14 protein-coding genes, 1 pseudogene and 2 riboswitches are annotated in these 17,777 nt (G+C 43.0%); of the genes and pseudogenes, 10 read left to right on the top strand and 5 right to left on the bottom strand.

What is annotated here, in order from left to right; all coding sequences use genetic code 11:
* Positions 1-51 precede the first annotated feature (51 nt).
* Together NSA57_RS03430 and NSA57_RS19480 are read right to left on the bottom strand one after the other, a co-directional pair.
* Entirely contained in the window at positions 52-1,092 is a 1,041-nt protein-coding gene (locus tag NSA57_RS03430; RefSeq protein WP_330671292.1) for an MATE family efflux transporter, read from the bottom strand.
* Positions 1,093-1,201: 109 nt separating this feature from the next.
* Positions 1,202-1,282, bottom strand: a pseudogene (locus NSA57_RS19480) (hypothetical protein); the annotation flags it as partial.
* Between the two features lie 192 nt (positions 1,283-1,474).
* Between NSA57_RS19480 and NSA57_RS03425 the strand changes: the two are divergent.
* Positions 1,475-2,287: a MerR family transcriptional regulator gene (locus NSA57_RS03425; RefSeq protein ID WP_173751885.1), complete on the top strand. Its 813-nt coding sequence runs from the start codon at positions 1,475-1,477 to the stop codon at positions 2,285-2,287.
* 182 nt (positions 2,288-2,469) lie between these two features.
* On the opposite strand, the gene NSA57_RS03420 is transcribed toward NSA57_RS03425, so the two are convergent.
* Together NSA57_RS03420 and NSA57_RS03415 are read right to left on the bottom strand one after the other, a co-directional pair.
* Positions 2,470-4,158, bottom strand: a complete 1,689-nt coding sequence (locus tag NSA57_RS03420) for a formate--tetrahydrofolate ligase (RefSeq protein ID WP_022068376.1) — start codon at positions 4,156-4,158, stop codon at positions 2,470-2,472.
* A gap of 89 nt (positions 4,159-4,247) precedes the next feature.
* Positions 4,248-4,328: riboswitch (ZMP/ZTP riboswitch) on the bottom strand.
* Positions 4,329-4,507: 179 nt separating this feature from the next.
* Positions 4,508-5,266: a hypothetical protein gene (locus NSA57_RS03415; protein ID WP_257464028.1), complete on the bottom strand. Its 759-nt coding sequence runs from the start codon at positions 5,264-5,266 to the stop codon at positions 4,508-4,510.
* Positions 5,267-5,538: 272 nt separating this feature from the next.
* Positions 5,539-5,726, top strand: a riboswitch (cobalamin riboswitch).
* Between the two features lie 156 nt (positions 5,727-5,882).
* Here NSA57_RS03415 and NSA57_RS03410 point away from each other — a divergent pair.
* Genes NSA57_RS03410 through NSA57_RS03400 form a run of 3 tightly spaced genes read left to right on the top strand, consistent with a single transcriptional unit; the run spans position 5,883 to position 8,733 of the window.
* Positions 5,883-6,878, top strand: coding sequence for an ABC transporter substrate-binding protein (locus NSA57_RS03410; RefSeq protein WP_257464027.1), 996 nt, complete (start codon positions 5,883-5,885; stop codon positions 6,876-6,878).
* Positions 6,879-6,887: 9 nt separating this feature from the next.
* Positions 6,888-7,946, top strand: a complete 1,059-nt coding sequence (locus NSA57_RS03405; protein WP_257464026.1) for a FecCD family ABC transporter permease — start codon at positions 6,888-6,890, stop codon at positions 7,944-7,946.
* A gap of 16 nt (positions 7,947-7,962) precedes the next feature.
* Positions 7,963-8,733 (top strand): ABC transporter ATP-binding protein, encoded by a 771-nt coding sequence (locus tag NSA57_RS03400; RefSeq protein WP_257464025.1) that lies wholly within the window; start codon positions 7,963-7,965, stop codon positions 8,731-8,733.
* Between the two features lie 12 nt (positions 8,734-8,745).
* On the opposite strand, the gene NSA57_RS03395 is transcribed toward NSA57_RS03400, so the two are convergent.
* Positions 8,746-9,228, bottom strand: coding sequence for a DUF1700 domain-containing protein (locus NSA57_RS03395; protein WP_257464024.1), 483 nt, complete (start codon positions 9,226-9,228; stop codon positions 8,746-8,748).
* Between the two features lie 455 nt (positions 9,229-9,683).
* Between NSA57_RS03395 and NSA57_RS03390 the strand changes: the two genes are divergently transcribed.
* The 6 genes from NSA57_RS03390 to NSA57_RS03365 all read left to right on the top strand — a co-directional run bounded on the left by NSA57_RS03390 (position 9,684) and on the right by NSA57_RS03365 (position 17,749).
* A complete protein-coding gene (locus tag NSA57_RS03390) occupies positions 9,684-11,315 on the top strand; it encodes a response regulator transcription factor (protein WP_257464023.1) in 1,632 nt (543 codons plus the stop codon).
* Complete coding sequence (locus NSA57_RS03385) at positions 11,312-12,724, top strand: sensor histidine kinase (RefSeq protein WP_257464022.1); 1,413 nt, start codon at positions 11,312-11,314, stop codon at positions 12,722-12,724. The genes NSA57_RS03390 and NSA57_RS03385 overlap by 4 nt, the downstream gene beginning before the upstream one ends.
* A 169-nt stretch (positions 12,725-12,893) precedes the next feature.
* Positions 12,894-13,946 carry an ABC transporter substrate-binding protein gene (locus NSA57_RS03380; RefSeq protein WP_257464021.1) on the top strand — a complete coding sequence of 351 codons (1,053 nt, stop codon included), beginning with the start codon at positions 12,894-12,896 and terminating at the stop codon, positions 13,944-13,946.
* Positions 13,947-14,158: 212 nt separating this feature from the next.
* On the top strand, positions 14,159-15,685 hold the full coding sequence (locus NSA57_RS03375; RefSeq protein ID WP_173751884.1) for a sugar ABC transporter ATP-binding protein: 1,527 nt from the start codon (positions 14,159-14,161) through the stop codon (positions 15,683-15,685).
* Positions 15,678-16,739 (top strand): ABC transporter permease, encoded by a 1,062-nt coding sequence (locus NSA57_RS03370; RefSeq protein ID WP_147598441.1) that lies wholly within the window; start codon positions 15,678-15,680, stop codon positions 16,737-16,739. The genes NSA57_RS03375 and NSA57_RS03370 overlap by 8 nt, the downstream gene beginning before the upstream one ends.
* Positions 16,739-17,749 carry an ABC transporter permease subunit gene (locus NSA57_RS03365; protein ID WP_147598440.1) on the top strand — a complete coding sequence of 337 codons (1,011 nt, stop codon included), beginning with the start codon at positions 16,739-16,741 and terminating at the stop codon, positions 17,747-17,749. Before NSA57_RS03370 ends, NSA57_RS03365 begins: the two co-directional genes overlap by 1 nt.
* Positions 17,750-17,777: the final 28 nt, after the last annotated feature.

The raw sequence follows: 17,777 nt of genomic DNA, 5'->3' as shown, positions 1-17,777 counted from the left end.
TTAGATGACAGTTTATGGGAGAGCGAATAGGAAAACGCTCTCCCATACTTGTCAGTACCTGTATTTTTTTCTGTATTTCATAAGCATCCATGCAGCCAGAATTACTGCCAGCAGTTCAGCGGCAGGATTGGCAAGCCAGATTCCGGTAACACCTAAAAGGGCAGGAAGGGCCAGAAGGCAGACGATCATAAAAACAAAGGATCTGGTGAAAGCAAGTACTGCAGATACTATTCCGTTATTCAAAGCAGTAAACATCCCGCTGGAAAAAATATTAAATCCAATAAATAAAAGAGCAGTTGTGCAGATCCGGTTTCCGGTAACAGCAAGCTGATAAACCGGGGATGCCGGTTTGGTAAAAACAGACACCAGAGGTTCAGTAATCAGCAGGGAGATCAGGGCAGCGCTTATAGAGATTCCTGTAATGATCTTCAGGCTCAGGCGCACCAGCTTTTTCAGTTTAAGATGGTTCTGAGCGCCGTAATAATAGCTGATCATAGGTGCAGCTCCATAGGAATATCCGCTGAAAAGGGAGCTGACAAACATCAGTACATACATGATGATGGTAATGGCAGCAACACCGTCTTCGCCAACATATTTCAGCATGGTCCAGTTAAAAATCAGAGTCGTGATTCCTGTTACCAGAGCAGTTGCCATTTCAGAGCAGCCGTTGGTTACTGTTTTTTTCAGTACAGAGAAACGATATACAGGTTTTACAAAGTGAAGCATGTTTTTTCTTTGCGAGAATACAATAAATCCGACTGCTGTAGTAACAGAATAGCCTATTCCGGTTGCCACGGCAGCGCCGCCGATTCCCATTCCAAGTATCTGTATAAAGACATAATCAAGGATAATATTTGCAATTCCTCCTGCAACAGAACAGATAAAGGACAGGGAAGATTTGCCGGAGGCAATCAGGTAAAGAGAAAAATTATTCATTAAAAGGATCGGGATAGTAAAAATCAGGTAATGACCAAGATAATCCCGGCAATAGCCCATGACTTCCAGAGAAAGCTTCATATTGGAAAAAATCATGTTCATGGCAAAGTATCCAATCGTACCCATAATAAGACCGACCAGGACATTTACAAGTATCAGACTGGTAAAATTCCTGCCGGGCTTCTTTTTCTTTCTTTTCCCCCATTTTTTTCATGATAACAGCGCTGCCACCGGTAGCCAGCATGGTAGAAACAGCAGTAACCAGAGAAATAACAGGGGCAGTGAGATTAATAGCTGAAAGAGCATTCGTTCCGATGAGCCTTGATACAAAAAGCCCGTCTACCATGGTATAAAAGGACATAAACAGAGACATGGCTATGGTTGGCAGTGTAAAGAGTATGATATTTTTGAAAGTGACTGGTTTCTGATAGGCATTCAGAGATTTGTCTTTTGTCTGATTCATAAAATTCCTCCTTGTATTTTTGTTGTGCATGAGATATCATAAACTTTACAGTAAGTGTAAAGTCAAGAGGGAAATATGAAAAATCAGGAAATAAATTTAACAACAGCCCAGTTTGCAGCTATTCATGAGGTAAATCCCAGAACTCTGCATTATTATGATTCCGTAGGACTGTTTTCCCCGGAAAGAAAAGGGGAGAATCAGTACCGTTATTATACCAGCCGTCAGAGTATTGATTTTGAATATATCCGTATGCTGAAAGAGCTGAATATGAGCATTCGGGAAATCCGTTCTTATGTCCAGGAGCCCGGACCGGATAAATTTATGGAACTGGCAAATGAAAAAATAAATGAGATAAACAGAGAAATACAAAGGCTGGAAAAGACAAAAGAGATTCTGAAAGTCAGGAAAGAGCAGCTTGCAGTATGCAGTCGTGTGGATGATATGTTTATAGAGTTGAAGCTGCTTCCGGAGGAGCGTTTCCGGGTAATTCCCTTTGATATTAAAGAAGAAAATTTAAAGGATCTGTTTTCCTGTGCAAAGGATTGCTGGGGAATTGAACAGTGCAGAATGGGAATCGGTAGCTATATTTCTGTGGATAAGGTGAGAAAAAAGAGGTTTGAAAAGTATGACGGAGTTTTTTCTCCTGCGCTGAAAACAGAAAAAGGCGGAGAGATTCTGATAAGGAAAAAGGGACTTTGTCTTTGCGGATACCAGAGAGGAATATGGGAAAGGCTGCCTGAGCTTTATGAAAAAATGCTGGTATTTGCAGAGAGGAAGAATCTTAAGTTAAAAGGTTTTGCATTTGAATCAGGTATGAATGATTTTGCCATAACAGATGAAAATGATTACGTCACAAAAGTGGAGATTGCTGTAGAAGAGTCCCTGTGAAAGGGCAGATATCCGGGGATTGATAAAAAATTTTATTGAAATTTGTGACAGAAAATGTATTTCTATTAACTTTTATTGCATTAAATTTGCGGCAGATATTTAAAATAGAAAACCGTCCGGAGAGGTTCGCTTCCGGACGGTTTTCTGTATATTACTTATAGAGTATCTATGAGTGACCGTGATTAGAACAGACCTGTGATCTTACCTGTCTCGTCAACGTCAATCTTCTCAGCTGCCGGTACTTTTGGAAGTCCTGGCATTGTCATGATTTCGCCGGTAAGGGCTACGATAAAGCCTGCACCTGCAGAAATCTTCAGGTTACGTACAGTTACCTCAAAGTCTGTAGGAGCGCCCAGTTTTGTCTGGTCATCTGTCAGGCTGTACTGTGTTTTTGCAACACAGATCGGGCAGTTGCCAAAGCCAAGATCTTCAAGCTGTTTTGCCTGTTTCTGAGCGTTAGCTGTAAGGACAACTCTCTTGCCGCCGTAGATTTTCTGAACGATCTGGTTCAGTTTGTCCTCAATGGAGCCTTCCAGCTCATAGGAGTAGGAGAAGTCATCATTTGGCTCTTCGCAGAGACGGATTACTTCTTCTGCAAGCTTCAGACCGCCTTCGCCACCTTTTGCCCATACTTCAGAAAGAGCTACGTTTACGCCCATTTCTTTACATTTTGCCTCTACAAGATCAAGCTCTGCCTTGGTATCTGTTGGGAAAGCATTGATAGCAACTACACATGGAAGTTTGTATACATTTGTAATATTGCTTACATGTTTCAGAAGGTTCGGGAGACCTTTTTCAAGAGCCTCAAGGTTCTCGTTGTTCAGGTCAGCTTTTGCAACGCCGCCATTGTATTTCAGAGCACGAACAGTTGCAACAACAACAACAGCGTTTGGTTTCAGACCTGCCATACGGCATTTGATGTCAAGGAATTTCTCAGCACCAAGGTCAGCGCCGAAGCCAGCCTCTGTAATTGTGTAATCAGCCAGTTTCAGAGACATTTTTGTAGCTGTTACAGAGTTACAGCCATGAGCGATATTAGCGAATGGTCCGCCGTGTACGATTGCAGGAACATGCTCAAGAGTCTGAACAAGGTTTGGTTTCAGAGCGTCTTTCAGAAGTGCTGTCATAGCGCCCTCAGCGTGAAGATCGCCTGCTGTTACCGGTTTCTGCTCAGAAACTTTACCGTATGTATATCCGATGATGATTCTGGAAAGACGTTCTTTCAGGTCTTTGATATCGCTTGCAAGACACAGAACTGCCATGATCTCAGAAGCAACAGTAATGTCGTAGCCGTCTTCACGAGGCATACCGTTTGTCTTTCCGCCAAGGCCGTCTACTACATTACGAAGCTGACGGTCATTCATATCCACACATCTTCTCCATGTGATCTTTCTTGGGTCAATGTTAAGAGCGTTGCCCTGGAAAATATGGTTGTCGATCATTGCTGCAAGAAGGTTGTTTGCTGCGCCGATTGCATGGAAGTCACCTGTAAAATGAAGGTTGATATCTTCCATAGGAACAACCTGTGCATAGCCGCCGCCTGCTGCGCCGCCTTTTACACCGAATACCGGTCCGAGAGATGGCTCACGAAGAGCTACCATAACGTTTTTGCCAAGCTTCTGCATACCGTCAGCAAGACCTACAGTTGTAGTTGTTTTTCCCTCGCCTGCCGGTGTAGGGTTGATAGCTGTAACAAGGATCAGCTTGCCGTCCTGTTTGTCGGTTTCTTTCAGAAGATTGTAGTCGATTTTTGCTTTGTACTTTCCGTACTGCTCCAGATATTTGTCATCAATACCTGCTTTTGCAGCGATCTCAGTAATTGGTTTCATTTCGCATTCCTGTGCGATTTCGATGTCACTCTTGAATCCCATAAGTTTTGTCTCCTTTCATAAACGGAAGCCTGAACCCGGACAGAAAAAATATCCTGTCTGAGTAAAAAAGGGCAGTATCTGAAAGTGTCAAATACTGCCCAGACGGTCGGCTTCACAAATCTCTGACTCCCCTGTGGTTATCCACGTCTCCGCCAGTTGTCAGAGATGTTTTAAATTGATGATGAAATGGTAACATATTAATTATGGTTTGTCAATAGTTTGTCAAAAAAATATCAAAATATTATGTTGTATTTGTATATCTGATATAAAAATACTGGATGAACTTTATATACATTGCACAAGTAAAGTGTGATGCAACTGTGTTTGTAAATCGGAAACCGTCAGAGAATTACCTGGAAGTTCCGGTGAGCTTTTTCAGGATCCTGCAGCCGTGGCTGTACAGGGAAATGTGGCTCTTGTGAAGGTCAAAGAAATACCCTGTTCCTGTAAGGATGTCAACCACAACTGAAAGAAAGGTTGCGTTCAGATGAGGATCAATCACAGTTTCTGCAATAGCACTGTTGGTGGAGATATCCTTCAGGGCTGTTCTGGTATCTTCTGTTACCCCGTTCTGATACATAATAATGATCAGACAGGCATTTTGCCCGTTACAGTCAGAATTATTAAAATTATCAATTTCACGGTCAAGTGTTCCGGACAGATCGGTAGCATCTGTCAGTTTTATATAATAGCGAACTGAATCTTTCCAGAAAGAGAATTTTTTGCGGTAATAATAACCGTTTTCATACTGGAATTTGTTTTCGCTCAGAGCCTGCTGTAAAGTCGTTTTGCCCATGGCAGGAAGAGAAGTAAGTTCCTGACCGTTCAGTTTTTTCTCCTTACGGTCTGCTTCCCACAGCAGAGCATAGCCGATATTTTTCACAATAAGAAAAACTGCTGCGATACCAAAGATAACAAAGCCGCCTATAGCAATTGCATCGCCGTTTTTTACATTATACTTCTGGAAAAATATTCCGGCGATAATAAAGCCAAAGGCTATAAGGCAGCAGACAAGCCCGGAAAAATACAGCCGGAGCCCTCTTTTTTCAGAGCGGAGCTCTTCCTGCTCGTCAAAAGTGTCAGGTACCTGGGTGTTTTCATCTTTCATAGACGATTCCTCCTGAGATGTAAATATAATATAATAATTTTATCACGGAAAATTTTGAAAAGAAAGGATAATACTGCATTTTGGGAAAATATTAAAAATAACAGTGTGACAGGCGGATGTTCCTACTGCAATACCACATGGCGGCATAAATGTGAAATAAACAGATATCAATAAAAGCGTAATGGATATATATAACAGTAACCAATAATATTAAATTTGCATAATTGTGAATACCTTGACATTTTTGAAGGACCATGATATAAAGAAACAGGATTAAGTGTTGATTTTGCAGTTATCCTGGGATAGTTGCAATAATCAGTGAAAAGGGAAACGGGTGAGAGTCCCGTGCGGTGCCGCCGCTGTAAGCGCATAAAAGCAGTTTTGTTTCACTGCATTCCATACAGGAATGTGGGAAGGAACAGAACATGAATGCTGCGCAAAGCCAGAAGACCTGCTTAGTTCTTTTTGCATCCACGGGCCATGGTAATGCAAAAAACATAGGGATACTGTACCCATATAAGTAAAACAGATGCACTGCAGGCCATAGGACTGCAGTGTTTTTTTGTGTACAGGATAAGTAAGGAGAGGCCATATTATATTTTCAGGAGGAAAAACAATGTGTAGCAAAAAAATGTTCAGTATGATGATGGCTGCGGTTATGACAGTGGGAGTGAGTGCAGGGACGGTATCAGCAGAGACTGATTATGAACCAGTAACTATTACTTTGAATTTACAGCGTTCAGGTCTGGGAGAGAATGTAGAGTATACATTTACAGAAAAGCCATCTGCGGTAGTAGCATCCGGGGAACAAATGGCGGATCTTTTCTTTGATCTGGGGCTGGAGGGTCAGATGGCAGGCTATACAAAAGGAAACTGCTGGAGCACAAAATCAGAATTTCCGGCAAGCGAGAAAGTTCCTCAGCTTCTGGAACCGGGACAGGCTCTTTCTAATATGTCAAAAGAAAAACTTCTGGAAACTGGCTGTGATTTTCTGATTGGCTGGGATTCTGTATTTGCAGATAAAAGCTTTAATAAAGACTTCTGCGAGGAAAATGGTATTGCAATGTATTTCCCGTATGTATGTTCAGATCAGGCCACCTTTGAAGATCTTTATAAAGATTACGAAACTCTTGGAAAGATTTTTCAGGCAGAGGATGTGGCAGCAGAAAAAGTACAGGCTATGAAGGACAAGATTCAGTCAGTGAAGGAAACCATTGGCGAGGATGCTTATAAAGATCCGGTAGAAGTGTTTGTTTATGATTCCGGTGAGGATGCACCTTTTACTGCATGCCAGGGAATGCCGGGAGATATCCTGAAGCTTGCAGGCGGTATTTCCATTTTTGATGATATTGAAAAAGGCTGGGCAACTCCTTCCTGGGAAGAAGTGGTTGAACGTGATCCGGAAGCTATTGTAATTCTGGATTATACAGGTAAGGATGATATTGCTGCCAAAAAAGAATTTCTGGAAACCAGCGAGTATACAAAAGATCTCACAGCAGTAAAAGAAGGCAGAATTTATTCCGCAAGCTGCAGTGACATGCAGGGGTCAGCAGGAAGCGCGGCTACAGTGGAGCAGATTGCACAGCAGCTTTATCCGGATATGTTTAAATAAGAGGATGTTATGAAAAAGAGATCAACAGCAGGCGGGAGGAGGCATTTTGCCGTCCTTCTGCTTTTTATATTAGGGATGATCGCTGTTTTTACCTGTATTTCTGTGACTATGGGGGCAGTAGAAATATCACCGGTAAATATTGTGAAGATCATTATTAATAAAAGTTTTGGGCGTGAAATTTTTGATGCAGCATGGGAGACAAAAACAGAAAATATTATCTGGAATATCCGTTTCCCGAGAGTTCTGCTGGCATTTATTGTAGGAGCCGGACTGTCGCTGTGCGGAGTTCTGATGCAGGCTCTCACAAAAAATTCCCTGGCGGATCCTTATGTGCTTGGAATTTCTTCAGGAGCATCGGCAGGAGCGGTCTGCGCCATGGTACTTGGAATGTTCAGCATTTTTGGCGGCTATTCTGTGATTGTGGGAGCGACAGCCGGAGCGGCGCTTTCGATTATTATGTCCATGAAGATCGCTTCTGTTCGGGGACGTATCACATCCACCCAGCTGGTATTGGCAGGAATAGCCACTTCGGCTCTGTTTTCAGCCGTAACAAATTTAATAGTGTATGGCGGGGGCGCTTCTGATAAGACAAAGACAGCGCTTTACTGGATGGTAGGGTCTCTGAGCGGAGCTACCTGGTCCCGGCTGCATTATGTGGCAGTGGTATTTATTATTGCAGTGGCAGTGATTTTTCTGTTTGCAAAAGAGCTGGATGTACTTCTTTTGGGAGATGATGCGGCAGAAAATCTGGGAGTGGATACTCGGAAGTTAAAATGGGTTATTATTGCTGCTTCTACAGTACTTACAGGAGTGGTGGTATCGGTCAGCGGAGTAATCGGATTTATCGGTCTTGTTGTGCCTCATATGATGAGGGGAGTTGCCGGTTCAGCACATAGAAGACTGATTCCGCTGGCACTTCTGGGAGGCGGACTGTTTGCTGTGATCGCAGATCTTCTTTCCAGAGTGCTGATTGCTCCGGAAGAATTGCCGGTGGGAGTGATATCGGCTTTTTTTGGAGCGCCTTTTTTCCTGTATCTGATCCGGAAAGGGAGCAGAGAAAAGATGTGAGGGAGGTTATGAGACAGTGAGTTTAGAGGTAAAAACTTTGGATTATGAGATCCGGGGAAAAGAAATTTTAAAGGATATTTCTCTTGAAATTCATACGAAAGAATTCGTAGGGCTGGTAGGACCAAATGGCTGTGGCAAATCCACTCTTCTGAAAAATATTTACCGAACTCTTCGTCCAAAGTATAATACAGTATTTATTGACGGAAATGATATTTTAAAACTGTCTTCCAGAAAAATGGCCCGGGAGCTTGCAGTAATGGCTCAGGAAAATAATATGGAATTTGATTTTAAGGTTCAGGATATGGTAATGTTCGGACGTTATTCTCATAAAAAATTTCTTCAGGGAGATACGTCCCGGGACAGGGAATTATGTGCGGAATATCTTGCGGAAGTGGGACTGGAGGGATATGAAGACAGATCTTATCTCAGTCTGTCAGGAGGCGAAAAACAGAGAGTGCTTTTGGCCAGAGTGCTGATTCAGGAAAGTCGGTACATTATTCTGGATGAGCCGACCAATCACCTGGATATCAGTTATCAGTATCAGATTATGGATATTTTGAAAAAACAGGAGGCAACAGTATTTTCTTCTGTTCATGATCTGAATCTGGCAGCTCTTTACTGTGACAGGATTCTTTTTATGTATCAGGGGAAGATCGTGGACGACGGAACTCCGGAAGAGGTTCTCACTTCAGAGAACCTCTGGAAATATTTTCAGATCAGGGCTCAGATTTCCCGGAATCCGGCAACTGGAAAACTTCAGATTTATTATCTTCCAGATTGGATATAAAGAACATTTTTATCAGCGCCTTTTCCGGAACTGAGAAACCAGAAACAGGACTACGCCCACCACCAGGATAACAGGCAGCAGAAAGCTGAGTACCATAAACAGAAGCGCAAGAACAGCTGCCGCCGCCGCGATCACGATCAGTTTGCCGTACCAGGTAGAAAGATCCAGATGGTAGTGCCGGTGTTTGGGCTGGCCGTATTCACTGTCCGACTGATTTCCATAACCTGTGTTTTCGGTATGGTAAATATCCTGTCCTGAATAATCCGAGGTATTGGTTCCGGAAAAAACAGAAGGCTCTGCATCGGTATCGATCAGGGTTTTGGCAATCAGTCTGGGATCGCCCAGTGAATCCAGAACCTGTTTTTCCTTCTGGCCATTTTTCAGGGCATCTTGTATATAATCGTGGTAATATTGCGTGTGCGCGGAGGCTTTTGCCTCCGGCATCTGGTCTGAAAGCTGCTCGTATAAAATATTAAGAAATTCTTTTTTTGTCATGTTTATCTCCCGAAATCGTTATGAACGTTATTTTATTTTTGTGCAGACTTCCTCTGTATATCAGAAGAAAGTTTTATTCTATAAGCAAACATATTTTTTAAAGCTGAATAAGGATTTTGAAAATCTGTGTTTATTATGGGGAACATGGAAGGATTCTTCCTTTATGCCTGTCTGACACAGAGCTTTCTGCTTAATATCTGATAAATGTGTATGCATAGAATTACTGATATTTTATCATACAGAAAGAAATCATAATAGTTTTTGAAATATTAAATTTCCATAAAACAATTCAGAAGGTCCGGTAAATTTCATGGAAACAGAAGGATGATTTTTTAGGGCTGTTCCGTAAAAATAGCTTGTATACATTCTTTCCAGGTTATAAAATAAAAAACAGATGGTCTGATCATGTTTTTATGAAAAGGGAAACCAGTACAAAAAGGCAGGAGGCAGGAAACATGTTACGAACTTTTCTTGTGGAAGATGAAATTGTTGTCAGGGAGACCATAAAAAAGATGATTCCCTGGGAGCAGTATGGATATGAGCTGGTTGGCGAGGCTCCGGACGGGGAAGTGGCTCTTCCAATGATAAAAAATCTGAAGCCGGATCTTCTGATCACGGATATTAAAATGCCGTTTATGGACGGGCTGACCCTGTGCCGTATGGTGAGAAAGGATTTTCCTGAGATGAAAATAGTGATTCTCAGCGGATATGACGATTTTAATTATGCAAAGCAGGCGATAGCCATAGGGGTAGAAGATTATCTTTTAAAGCCCATTACAAAAAATGCATTTCTGGAGCGTCTGACAGAAATACGGGAACGCTGGGAGAGAGAAAAAGGACAGCGGGACTATTATGAAAAGTTCCGCAGGGAGATTCAGGAATACGAAAGAAATGCAAGCAGAGATTTTTTTGAAGCTCTTGTCAGCGGAAAAATGGATGTGGGAGAAATCTACAGACAGGCAGAGCGGCTAGGGCTTGATATTGTTGCAGAAGTCTACAATATCATTCTTTTTACAATGGACACCGGAACGGAAAGCTATGATATTTCTGAAGCGTACTCTGAGTGTGAAGCTCAGAGAAGAGAAAAAATGGAAGCTTTTTTTGTGGACAATGCAAATGCCATGCTCTTCCGTAACAATGCGTTCAGCTATGGTGTTCTTGTAAAGGAAAAGAGAGACGCGCTTTCTGAAAATACAGAAAAATGTGTGGAGTTTTTTAAGGGGATTATGAAGGGCGAAAGGGAGCAGGACTGGTTTCTGGCAGTGGGACAGCCGGTAGAAAGACTGAGCAGTATCAAATCCAGTTATTATACAGCTTCCAAAACCTTTGCAAGGCGTTATCTTTATGACGGCTCTGTTCTCTATTATAAGGATCTGAAACAGGAAGATACCAAAAGGGATAACAGCCCTTTTCTGAAAAAAATTGACATCAATGCCCTGAATCCGGCCACTCTGGAACGATTTCTGGGAAGTGGGCTTCTGGATGAGACAGAGGACTTTGTAAGAGATTATTTTCAGGCTATCGGCCATGAGGCAATGGAATCTCTGGTGTTCCGCAATTATGTGATATTGAATGTAAGGTTTTCTGTTCTGGGATTTTTGCAGAAATTAGGCTGCGAACCGGGCAGACTGGAAGGACAGGATACAGAGCAGGAGCTGATGGAAAGGGCTCAATCCATGGAAACTGCCAAAAAATACGCTCAGGATATTATCCGGAAGGCAATTATGCTTCGGGATGAGAACTCGGGAAACAGAAACCGGAGTATCCTGAAATCAGCCATTGAATATATTGATACTCATTATATGGATGAAAGTCTTTCTCTGAATACTGCCGCTCAGGTGGCAAACATCAGCGCCAATCATTTCAGTGCCCTGTTCAGTCAGAATATGGGACAGACATTTATAGAATATCTGACAGCTCTCAGAATGGAGCATGCAAGGGAGCTGCTCCGGTGTACCGGAAAACGTTCCAGTGAGATCGCAGCAGAGGTTGGATATAAAGACGCCCATTATTTCAGCTATCTATTTAAGAAGACACAGGGAATGACGCCAAGTGAATACCGTAAAACCAGGGAGGACAGAGGATGAAGAAGATTCGGCTGGAAACAAAAATAAAAAGAATCCTTCTCGGTACGCTGGTGCCCATGGTGGTATTAATGCTTCTGCTTCTGGCTATTGTTTCCAGGTATATTTCACAGTATGACAGACTTCTTGAGAATCTTGCTATCAGCAGTGAATTTAATCTTCATTTTAAGGATGATGTTGATCTTGGCATGTACTCTATTGCTGTAGGAACAGAGGAAAACAGCTATTTGCCTGAAGTGATGAAAAGTGTCAGGGATGCGGAAAAAATCTTGAACAAGCTGAAAGAAAATACATCCAGCAGTGAGAGCCGTAAAAATCTGAAGCATCTGGAAAGTTATCTGAAAAACCTTGAAAAAAGAATGGTGGAATTGACAGAGATCACTGAGTATGACCAGAAAATGGCTTCCATGGACAACAATATCCGGATTCTGACCCGTCTTATTGTAGAGGAAATGCAGAATTTTATTTATAACGAATCCATGTATCTGGTTCATATGGAGTCTCTTATGACACAAAGAGTCTATATGCTGGTGGGAGGAGTTGTGGTTCTGTTTGTGATTACAGTAGGTATTATGCTGCGCCGTTCTTTTCGGTTTTCAAGAAGCATTACAAGACCTGTGACAGAAATCCTTGGAAATGTCAGGGAAGTAGGACGGGGAAATTTTGAGATTTCTGAAGTCAATACTGACAGTATGGAAATTGAGGAGCTGGATGGAGGAATCCGCAGGATGGCAGAAAAGATCGAGCAGCTGCTGCAGAGTGTAAAAAAGGAAGAAGAAATGCAGCATCTGACACAGCTTCAGCTTCTTCAGGCTCAGGTGAACCCTCACTTTCTCTATAATACGCTGGACACCATCATCTGGTTGATCGAAGGGGGACAGAATGACGATGCTGTGGAAATGATCTCCAATCTGTCTGTATTTTTCAGGACCTCACTTTCAAAGGGAAATGATGTGATCACTCTTTCTGAGGAAAAAAGACATACAGTCAGTTATCTGGAGATCCAGCAGTCCAGATACCGGGATATTCTGGAATTTGAGATTCATATTCCGGAAGAGTTTAATGAAGTTATGGTTCCAAAGCTGACGCTGCAGCCTTTGGCTGAAAACGCTCTGTATCATGGAATAAAAAATAAAAGGGGCGGAGGAAAAATACTGATCGAGGGAGAAAAAAGCGGGGACGATCTGATCCTGAGGGTAACGGATAATGGACAGGGAATGAAAAAAGAGCGCCTTCTGGAAATTCAGCATGCGATCCGCACAGGAGAGCGGGCCGGCTTTGGACTTTCGGCAGTGGCAGAGCGGCTGAGACTTTATTATGGGGCCGGATATGGAATGGAAATTCATTCAGAGGAAGGCAAAGGTACTGTGATCGAAATCCGTATTGGTAAAAAAATTAATCTCTCATCATAAATAATTCAACTTTAATCGTAAAAAAATCAATTTGTTAAATTGAAAACAAAAAATTGATAAAAGACCATACATTTTTCCGAAAATATTCTATGGAGTTTTTGGAGGTTTTCGCTATAATAAAGACATCTTAAAAAACACCGAACCAAAAAGTAAAGGGAGGAAATGGAACATGAAGAAAAAAATTATGGCAGCAGTTATGACAGCAGCAATGGTAGCAGGACTTGCTTCTACCTCAACTGTTTTTGCAGCAGAGGACACACTTACAGTTGGATTTTCACAGGTTGGTGCAGAATCTGACTGGCGTACAGCAAATACTGAGTCCATGAAATCTACATTCTCTGAGGAGAACGGATATGAGCTGATCTTTGACGACGCACAGCAGAAACAGGAAAATCAGCTGACAGCAATCCGTAACTTTATTCAGCAGGAGGTTGATTACATTCTTCTTGCTCCTGTAACTGAAACCGGTTGGGATACTGTTCTTCAGGAAGCAAAGGATGCAGGAATCCCGGTTATCATCGTTGACCGTATGGTAGATGTTTCTGATGACAGCCTCTATACATCTTGGATCGGAACAGACGCTCTTCTGGAGGGCCGTAAAGCAGCAGAATGGCTGAACGCATACGCAACAGCAAAAGAGATCAAACCAGAGGATCTTCATATTGTAGATATTCAGGGAACAATCGGTTCCACAGCTCAGATCGGACGTACACAGGGTCTTGAGGAAGGCGTAGAGAAATATGGCTGGGATCTTCTCGAGCAGCAGTCCGGTGAGTTTACTCAGGCAAAAGGACAGGAAGTTATGGAGTCCATGCTGAAGAAATATGACAATATCAATGTTGTATACTGCGAGAACGACAACGAAGCATTTGGCGCAATCGACGCTATTGAGGCAGCCGGCAAAACTGTAGGAAGTGACATTGCAAACGGTGAAATCCTGGTTATTTCCTTTGATACAACAAACGCTGGTCTTACAGACACTCTGAACGGAAAAATTGCCTGTGATGTAGAGTGCAACCCACTTCATGGCCCACGTGCAGAAGAACTGATCAAAGCTCTTGAAGCTGGCGAAGAAGTTGAGAAACTGAACTATGTAGACGAGGAAATCTTTGCAGCTGACGATACTGTTGCTTCTGTAACAGCAGTAAACAGCCTTGAAGAAGAAGGCGAATATGCAGTAACACCGATCACACAGGAAATCATTGACGGACGTGCATATTAATTACAGAACAGACTGACAACAAAAGTGGAAGCAGATAGGAAAGTCTGAGAAACAGGAAGTGAATCCGGAGCGTGGTACATAATTCGGAGAACCCGGATCAGTGGATCACGCTCCTTTTGCGCTCAAAATCAGAGAAGAAGATCTGTTTTTGGCATATTTTATATGATTTTACAGATAATTATAAAAATTTAGGGAAAGCAGGTGGAAAGAATATGGAACAGAATGTTGTGCTGGAAATGCGTGATATCAGTAAAAATTTCACCGGTGTCCGTGCTCTTTCCCATGTGGATTTCACTTTGCGTAAAGGCGAGATCCATGCGTTAATGGGAGAAAACGGTGCAGGAAAATCTACGTTGATCAAGGTTCTGACAGGCGTTCATGAATTTGAAAGCGGAAGCATCCGCATGGCTGACAAAGAAAAAAATATCATCAATCATTCCCCGCAGGAGGCGCAGGAAAACGGAATCAGTACCGTATATCAGGAGGTCAATCTGTGCCCGAACCTGACTGTGGCTGAGAATCTTTTTATTGGACGTGAACCCCGTAAAATGGGAATGATCAACTGGAAAGAAATGAATAACCGTTCTGAAAAGCTTCTGGAAAGTCTTGATATTCACGTACCGCCTACCCAGATGCTGGATGAGTGTTCAGTGGCTATTCAGCAGATGATCGCCATTGCCCGTGCAGTGGATATGAAATGTCAGGTACTGATCCTGGATGAGCCGACCTCTTCGCTGGATGATGACGAGGTTGAAAAGCTGTTTGTCCTTATGAGAAGACTTCGGGATGAGGGAGTTGGAATTATCTTTGTTACTCATTTCCTGGAACAGGTTTATGCAGTTTGCGACAGGATCACAGTTCTTCGTAACGGCGAGCTGGTAGGGGAGTATGAGACAAAGGATCTGCCGAGAGTCATGCTGGTAGCCAAGATGATGGGCAAGGATTTTGACGACCTTGCTGATATTAAGAGTGCTCATGAAGGAAAGAAAGCAGAGGGTTCCGTTCCGGTAATTGAAGCAGAGGGACTTGGACATAAGGGAACTATTAAACCATTTAATATTAAGATCAATAAAGGCGAGGTAATCGGCCTTACCGGTCTTCTGGGCTCCGGCCGTTCCGAGCTTGTCCGCGCCATCTACGGTGCAGATAAGGCAGACTGCGGAAAGCTGAAGGTCAATGGAAAAGAAGTAAAGATCAACAGCCCTCTGGAGGCTATGAAGCTTGGTATGGCATATCTTCCTGAAGACCGTAAAGCAGAAGGCATTATCGCAGACCTTTCTGTAAGAGAAAATATTATTATTGCCCTTCAGGCGAAAAAAGGTATGTTCCATCCATTAAGCAGAAAGGAAATGGAAGAAGCTGCAGACAAATACATTGATATGCTTCAGATCAAGACTGCAAGCCGTGAGACACCGATTAAGAGTCTTTCCGGCGGTAATCAGCAGAAGGTGATCCTTGGCAGATGGCTTCTGACGAATCCGGAATATCTGATTCTGGATGAGCCTACAAGAGGTATTGACATTGGTACAAAGACAGAGATCCAGAAAATTGTCCTTGACCTTGCAGATCAGGGAATGGCAGTGACCTTTATTTCCTCAGAGGTAGAGGAAATGCTCCGTACCTGCTCCCGTATGGCAGTGCTCCGTGACGGAGAAAAGGTGGGCGAGCTGGAAGAGCATGAACTTTCTCAGAGCAGTATTATGAAAGCCATTGCAGGAGGTGACGATAAAGATGAATAAAAGCAAATTAAAACAGATCACAGGCGCAAGGCTTTTTCTCCCGATCGTATGCCTGATCGCCGTGCTTCTGCTCAATGTGATAAAAACACCGGACTTTTTTAATGTATCTATCAGGAACGGTGTCCTTTACGGATACATTATTGATGTTATCAACCGTGCTTCCGAGCTGGTTATCCTGGCAGTGGGCATGACTCTCGTAACAGCTGCTTCCGGCGGACAGGATATCAGTGTAGGTGCGGTAATGGCAGTGGCGGCAGCGGTTTGCTGTCAGGTACTTTCCGGCGGACAGGTTTCAGTTACTGAGTATCAGAACTCCATTATCCTTGCAGTTGTGGCAGCTCTTCTGGCATCAGCTCTCTGCGGCGCGTTCAATGGATTCCTGGTAGCCAGGCTGCGTATCCAGCCCATGGTTGCAACGTTGATCCTGTATACTGCAGGACGTGGTATTGCACAGCTTATCACAGCAGGTCAGATTACCTACATCCGTGTGGATTCCTTTAAAATGGCAGGCGGATATATCGGAAAATGTCCGATTCCAACCCCGATTTTCTTTGCAGTGATCACAGTTGTGATCGTTGCCCTGATCCTGAAAAAAACAGCCCTTGGTCTTTATATAGAAAGTGTTGGCATTAACGGAAAAGCAGCCCGTCTGGTAGGCCTGAATTCTACTATGATCAAGTTTCTGACCTATGTGATCTGCGGTGTTCTTGCAGGTATTGCCGGAATCGTTGCCTCCAGCCGTATCTATTCTGCAGATGCAAACAATATCGGTCTGAATCTTGAGATGGATGCGATCCTTGCAGTTGCTCTTGGCGGAAACTTCCTTGGCGGCGGTAAATTCAGCCTGGTAGGTTCTGTAATCGGCGCCTATACCATTCAGGCTCTTACAACAACTCTTTACGCAATGAATGTAAAGGCGGATCAGCTTCCGGTATACAAAGCTATTGTAGTTATTATCATCGTAACTCTTCAGAGTGAGGTATTTAAGAAATTCATCGCCGGACTGAAAAGCAGAAAAGCATCCGGCGCAGTAGCAGAAGGAGGGCAGAAATAATGAAACAGAAAAAGAAAATGACAAGCTCAGGATTCCTTTTGCTGATCACAATTGTTCTGTTCTTCGTAATGTACGCTGCAGGCATGGTGATTTTTGCAGACAAAGGTTTTGCGAAACCTCAGATGTTTTTGAACCTGTTTGTATCCAATGCAGGACTCCTTGTTATTTCCTGCGGACTTACCATTGTTATGATAACAGGAGGAATTGATATTTCTGTAGGCTCTGTAACGGCCCTTGTGTGCATGGTAATGGCAGACCTTATGGAAAACAAAGGTGCAAGCGCTTATGTTGCAGTTGCAGTTGCTCTTGGCATCGGACTTCTGTTTGGTATTGTACAGGGCTTTCTTGTAACCTATATGGGCATCCAGCCCTTTATCGTAACACTGGCAGGAATGTTCTTCGGACGAGGCCTTACTGCTATCATCAGCACAGATATGATCGCTATTAAAAACAAGGTATTTCTCAGCTGGGCAAACTACCGTTTTTATATGCCTTTTGGTTCCACCAACAAAAAAGGTAAATTTATTCCGGCATACATACCGCCTACAGTTATTATTGCGCTGATCGTAGTGGTTCTCTGTGCAATCCTTTTGAAATACCGTAAATTCGGACGTAAGCTATACGCTATCGGCGGAAATAAGCAGAGCGCTCTGATGATGGGACTTGATGTGAAAAAAACAATGTTCAAGGCTTATGTTCTTGACGGATTTCTGGCAGGTCTGGGCGGTTTCTTATTCTGCCTGAACAGCTGCGCAGGCTTTGTAGAGCAGGCAAAAGGACTGGAAATGGATGCGATCTCTTCGGCAGTTATCGGCGGAACACTGCTTTCCGGAGGTGTGGGAACTCCGATCGGAACCATGTTCGGTGTTCTGATCAAGGGAACTATCTCAAGTCTTATTACAGCGCAGGGAACACTTTCCAGCTGGTGGGTAAGAATCGTACTTTCCGCGCTTCTGTGCTTCTTTATTGTAATCCAGTCTGTACTGGCTTCTGCAAAAAAGAAAAAATAAAAAAGAAAGATGATCGGACCGTAATAAC

Origin of the sequence: Blautia caecimuris (genome assembly GCF_024622975.1) — a bacterium.
GTDB classification, from domain to species: domain Bacteria; phylum Bacillota; class Clostridia; order Lachnospirales; family Lachnospiraceae; genus Blautia_A; species Blautia_A caecimuris.
Note: the sequence above shows the minus strand (reverse complement) of the source record. Positions and strands in the feature narration are given on the sequence as shown.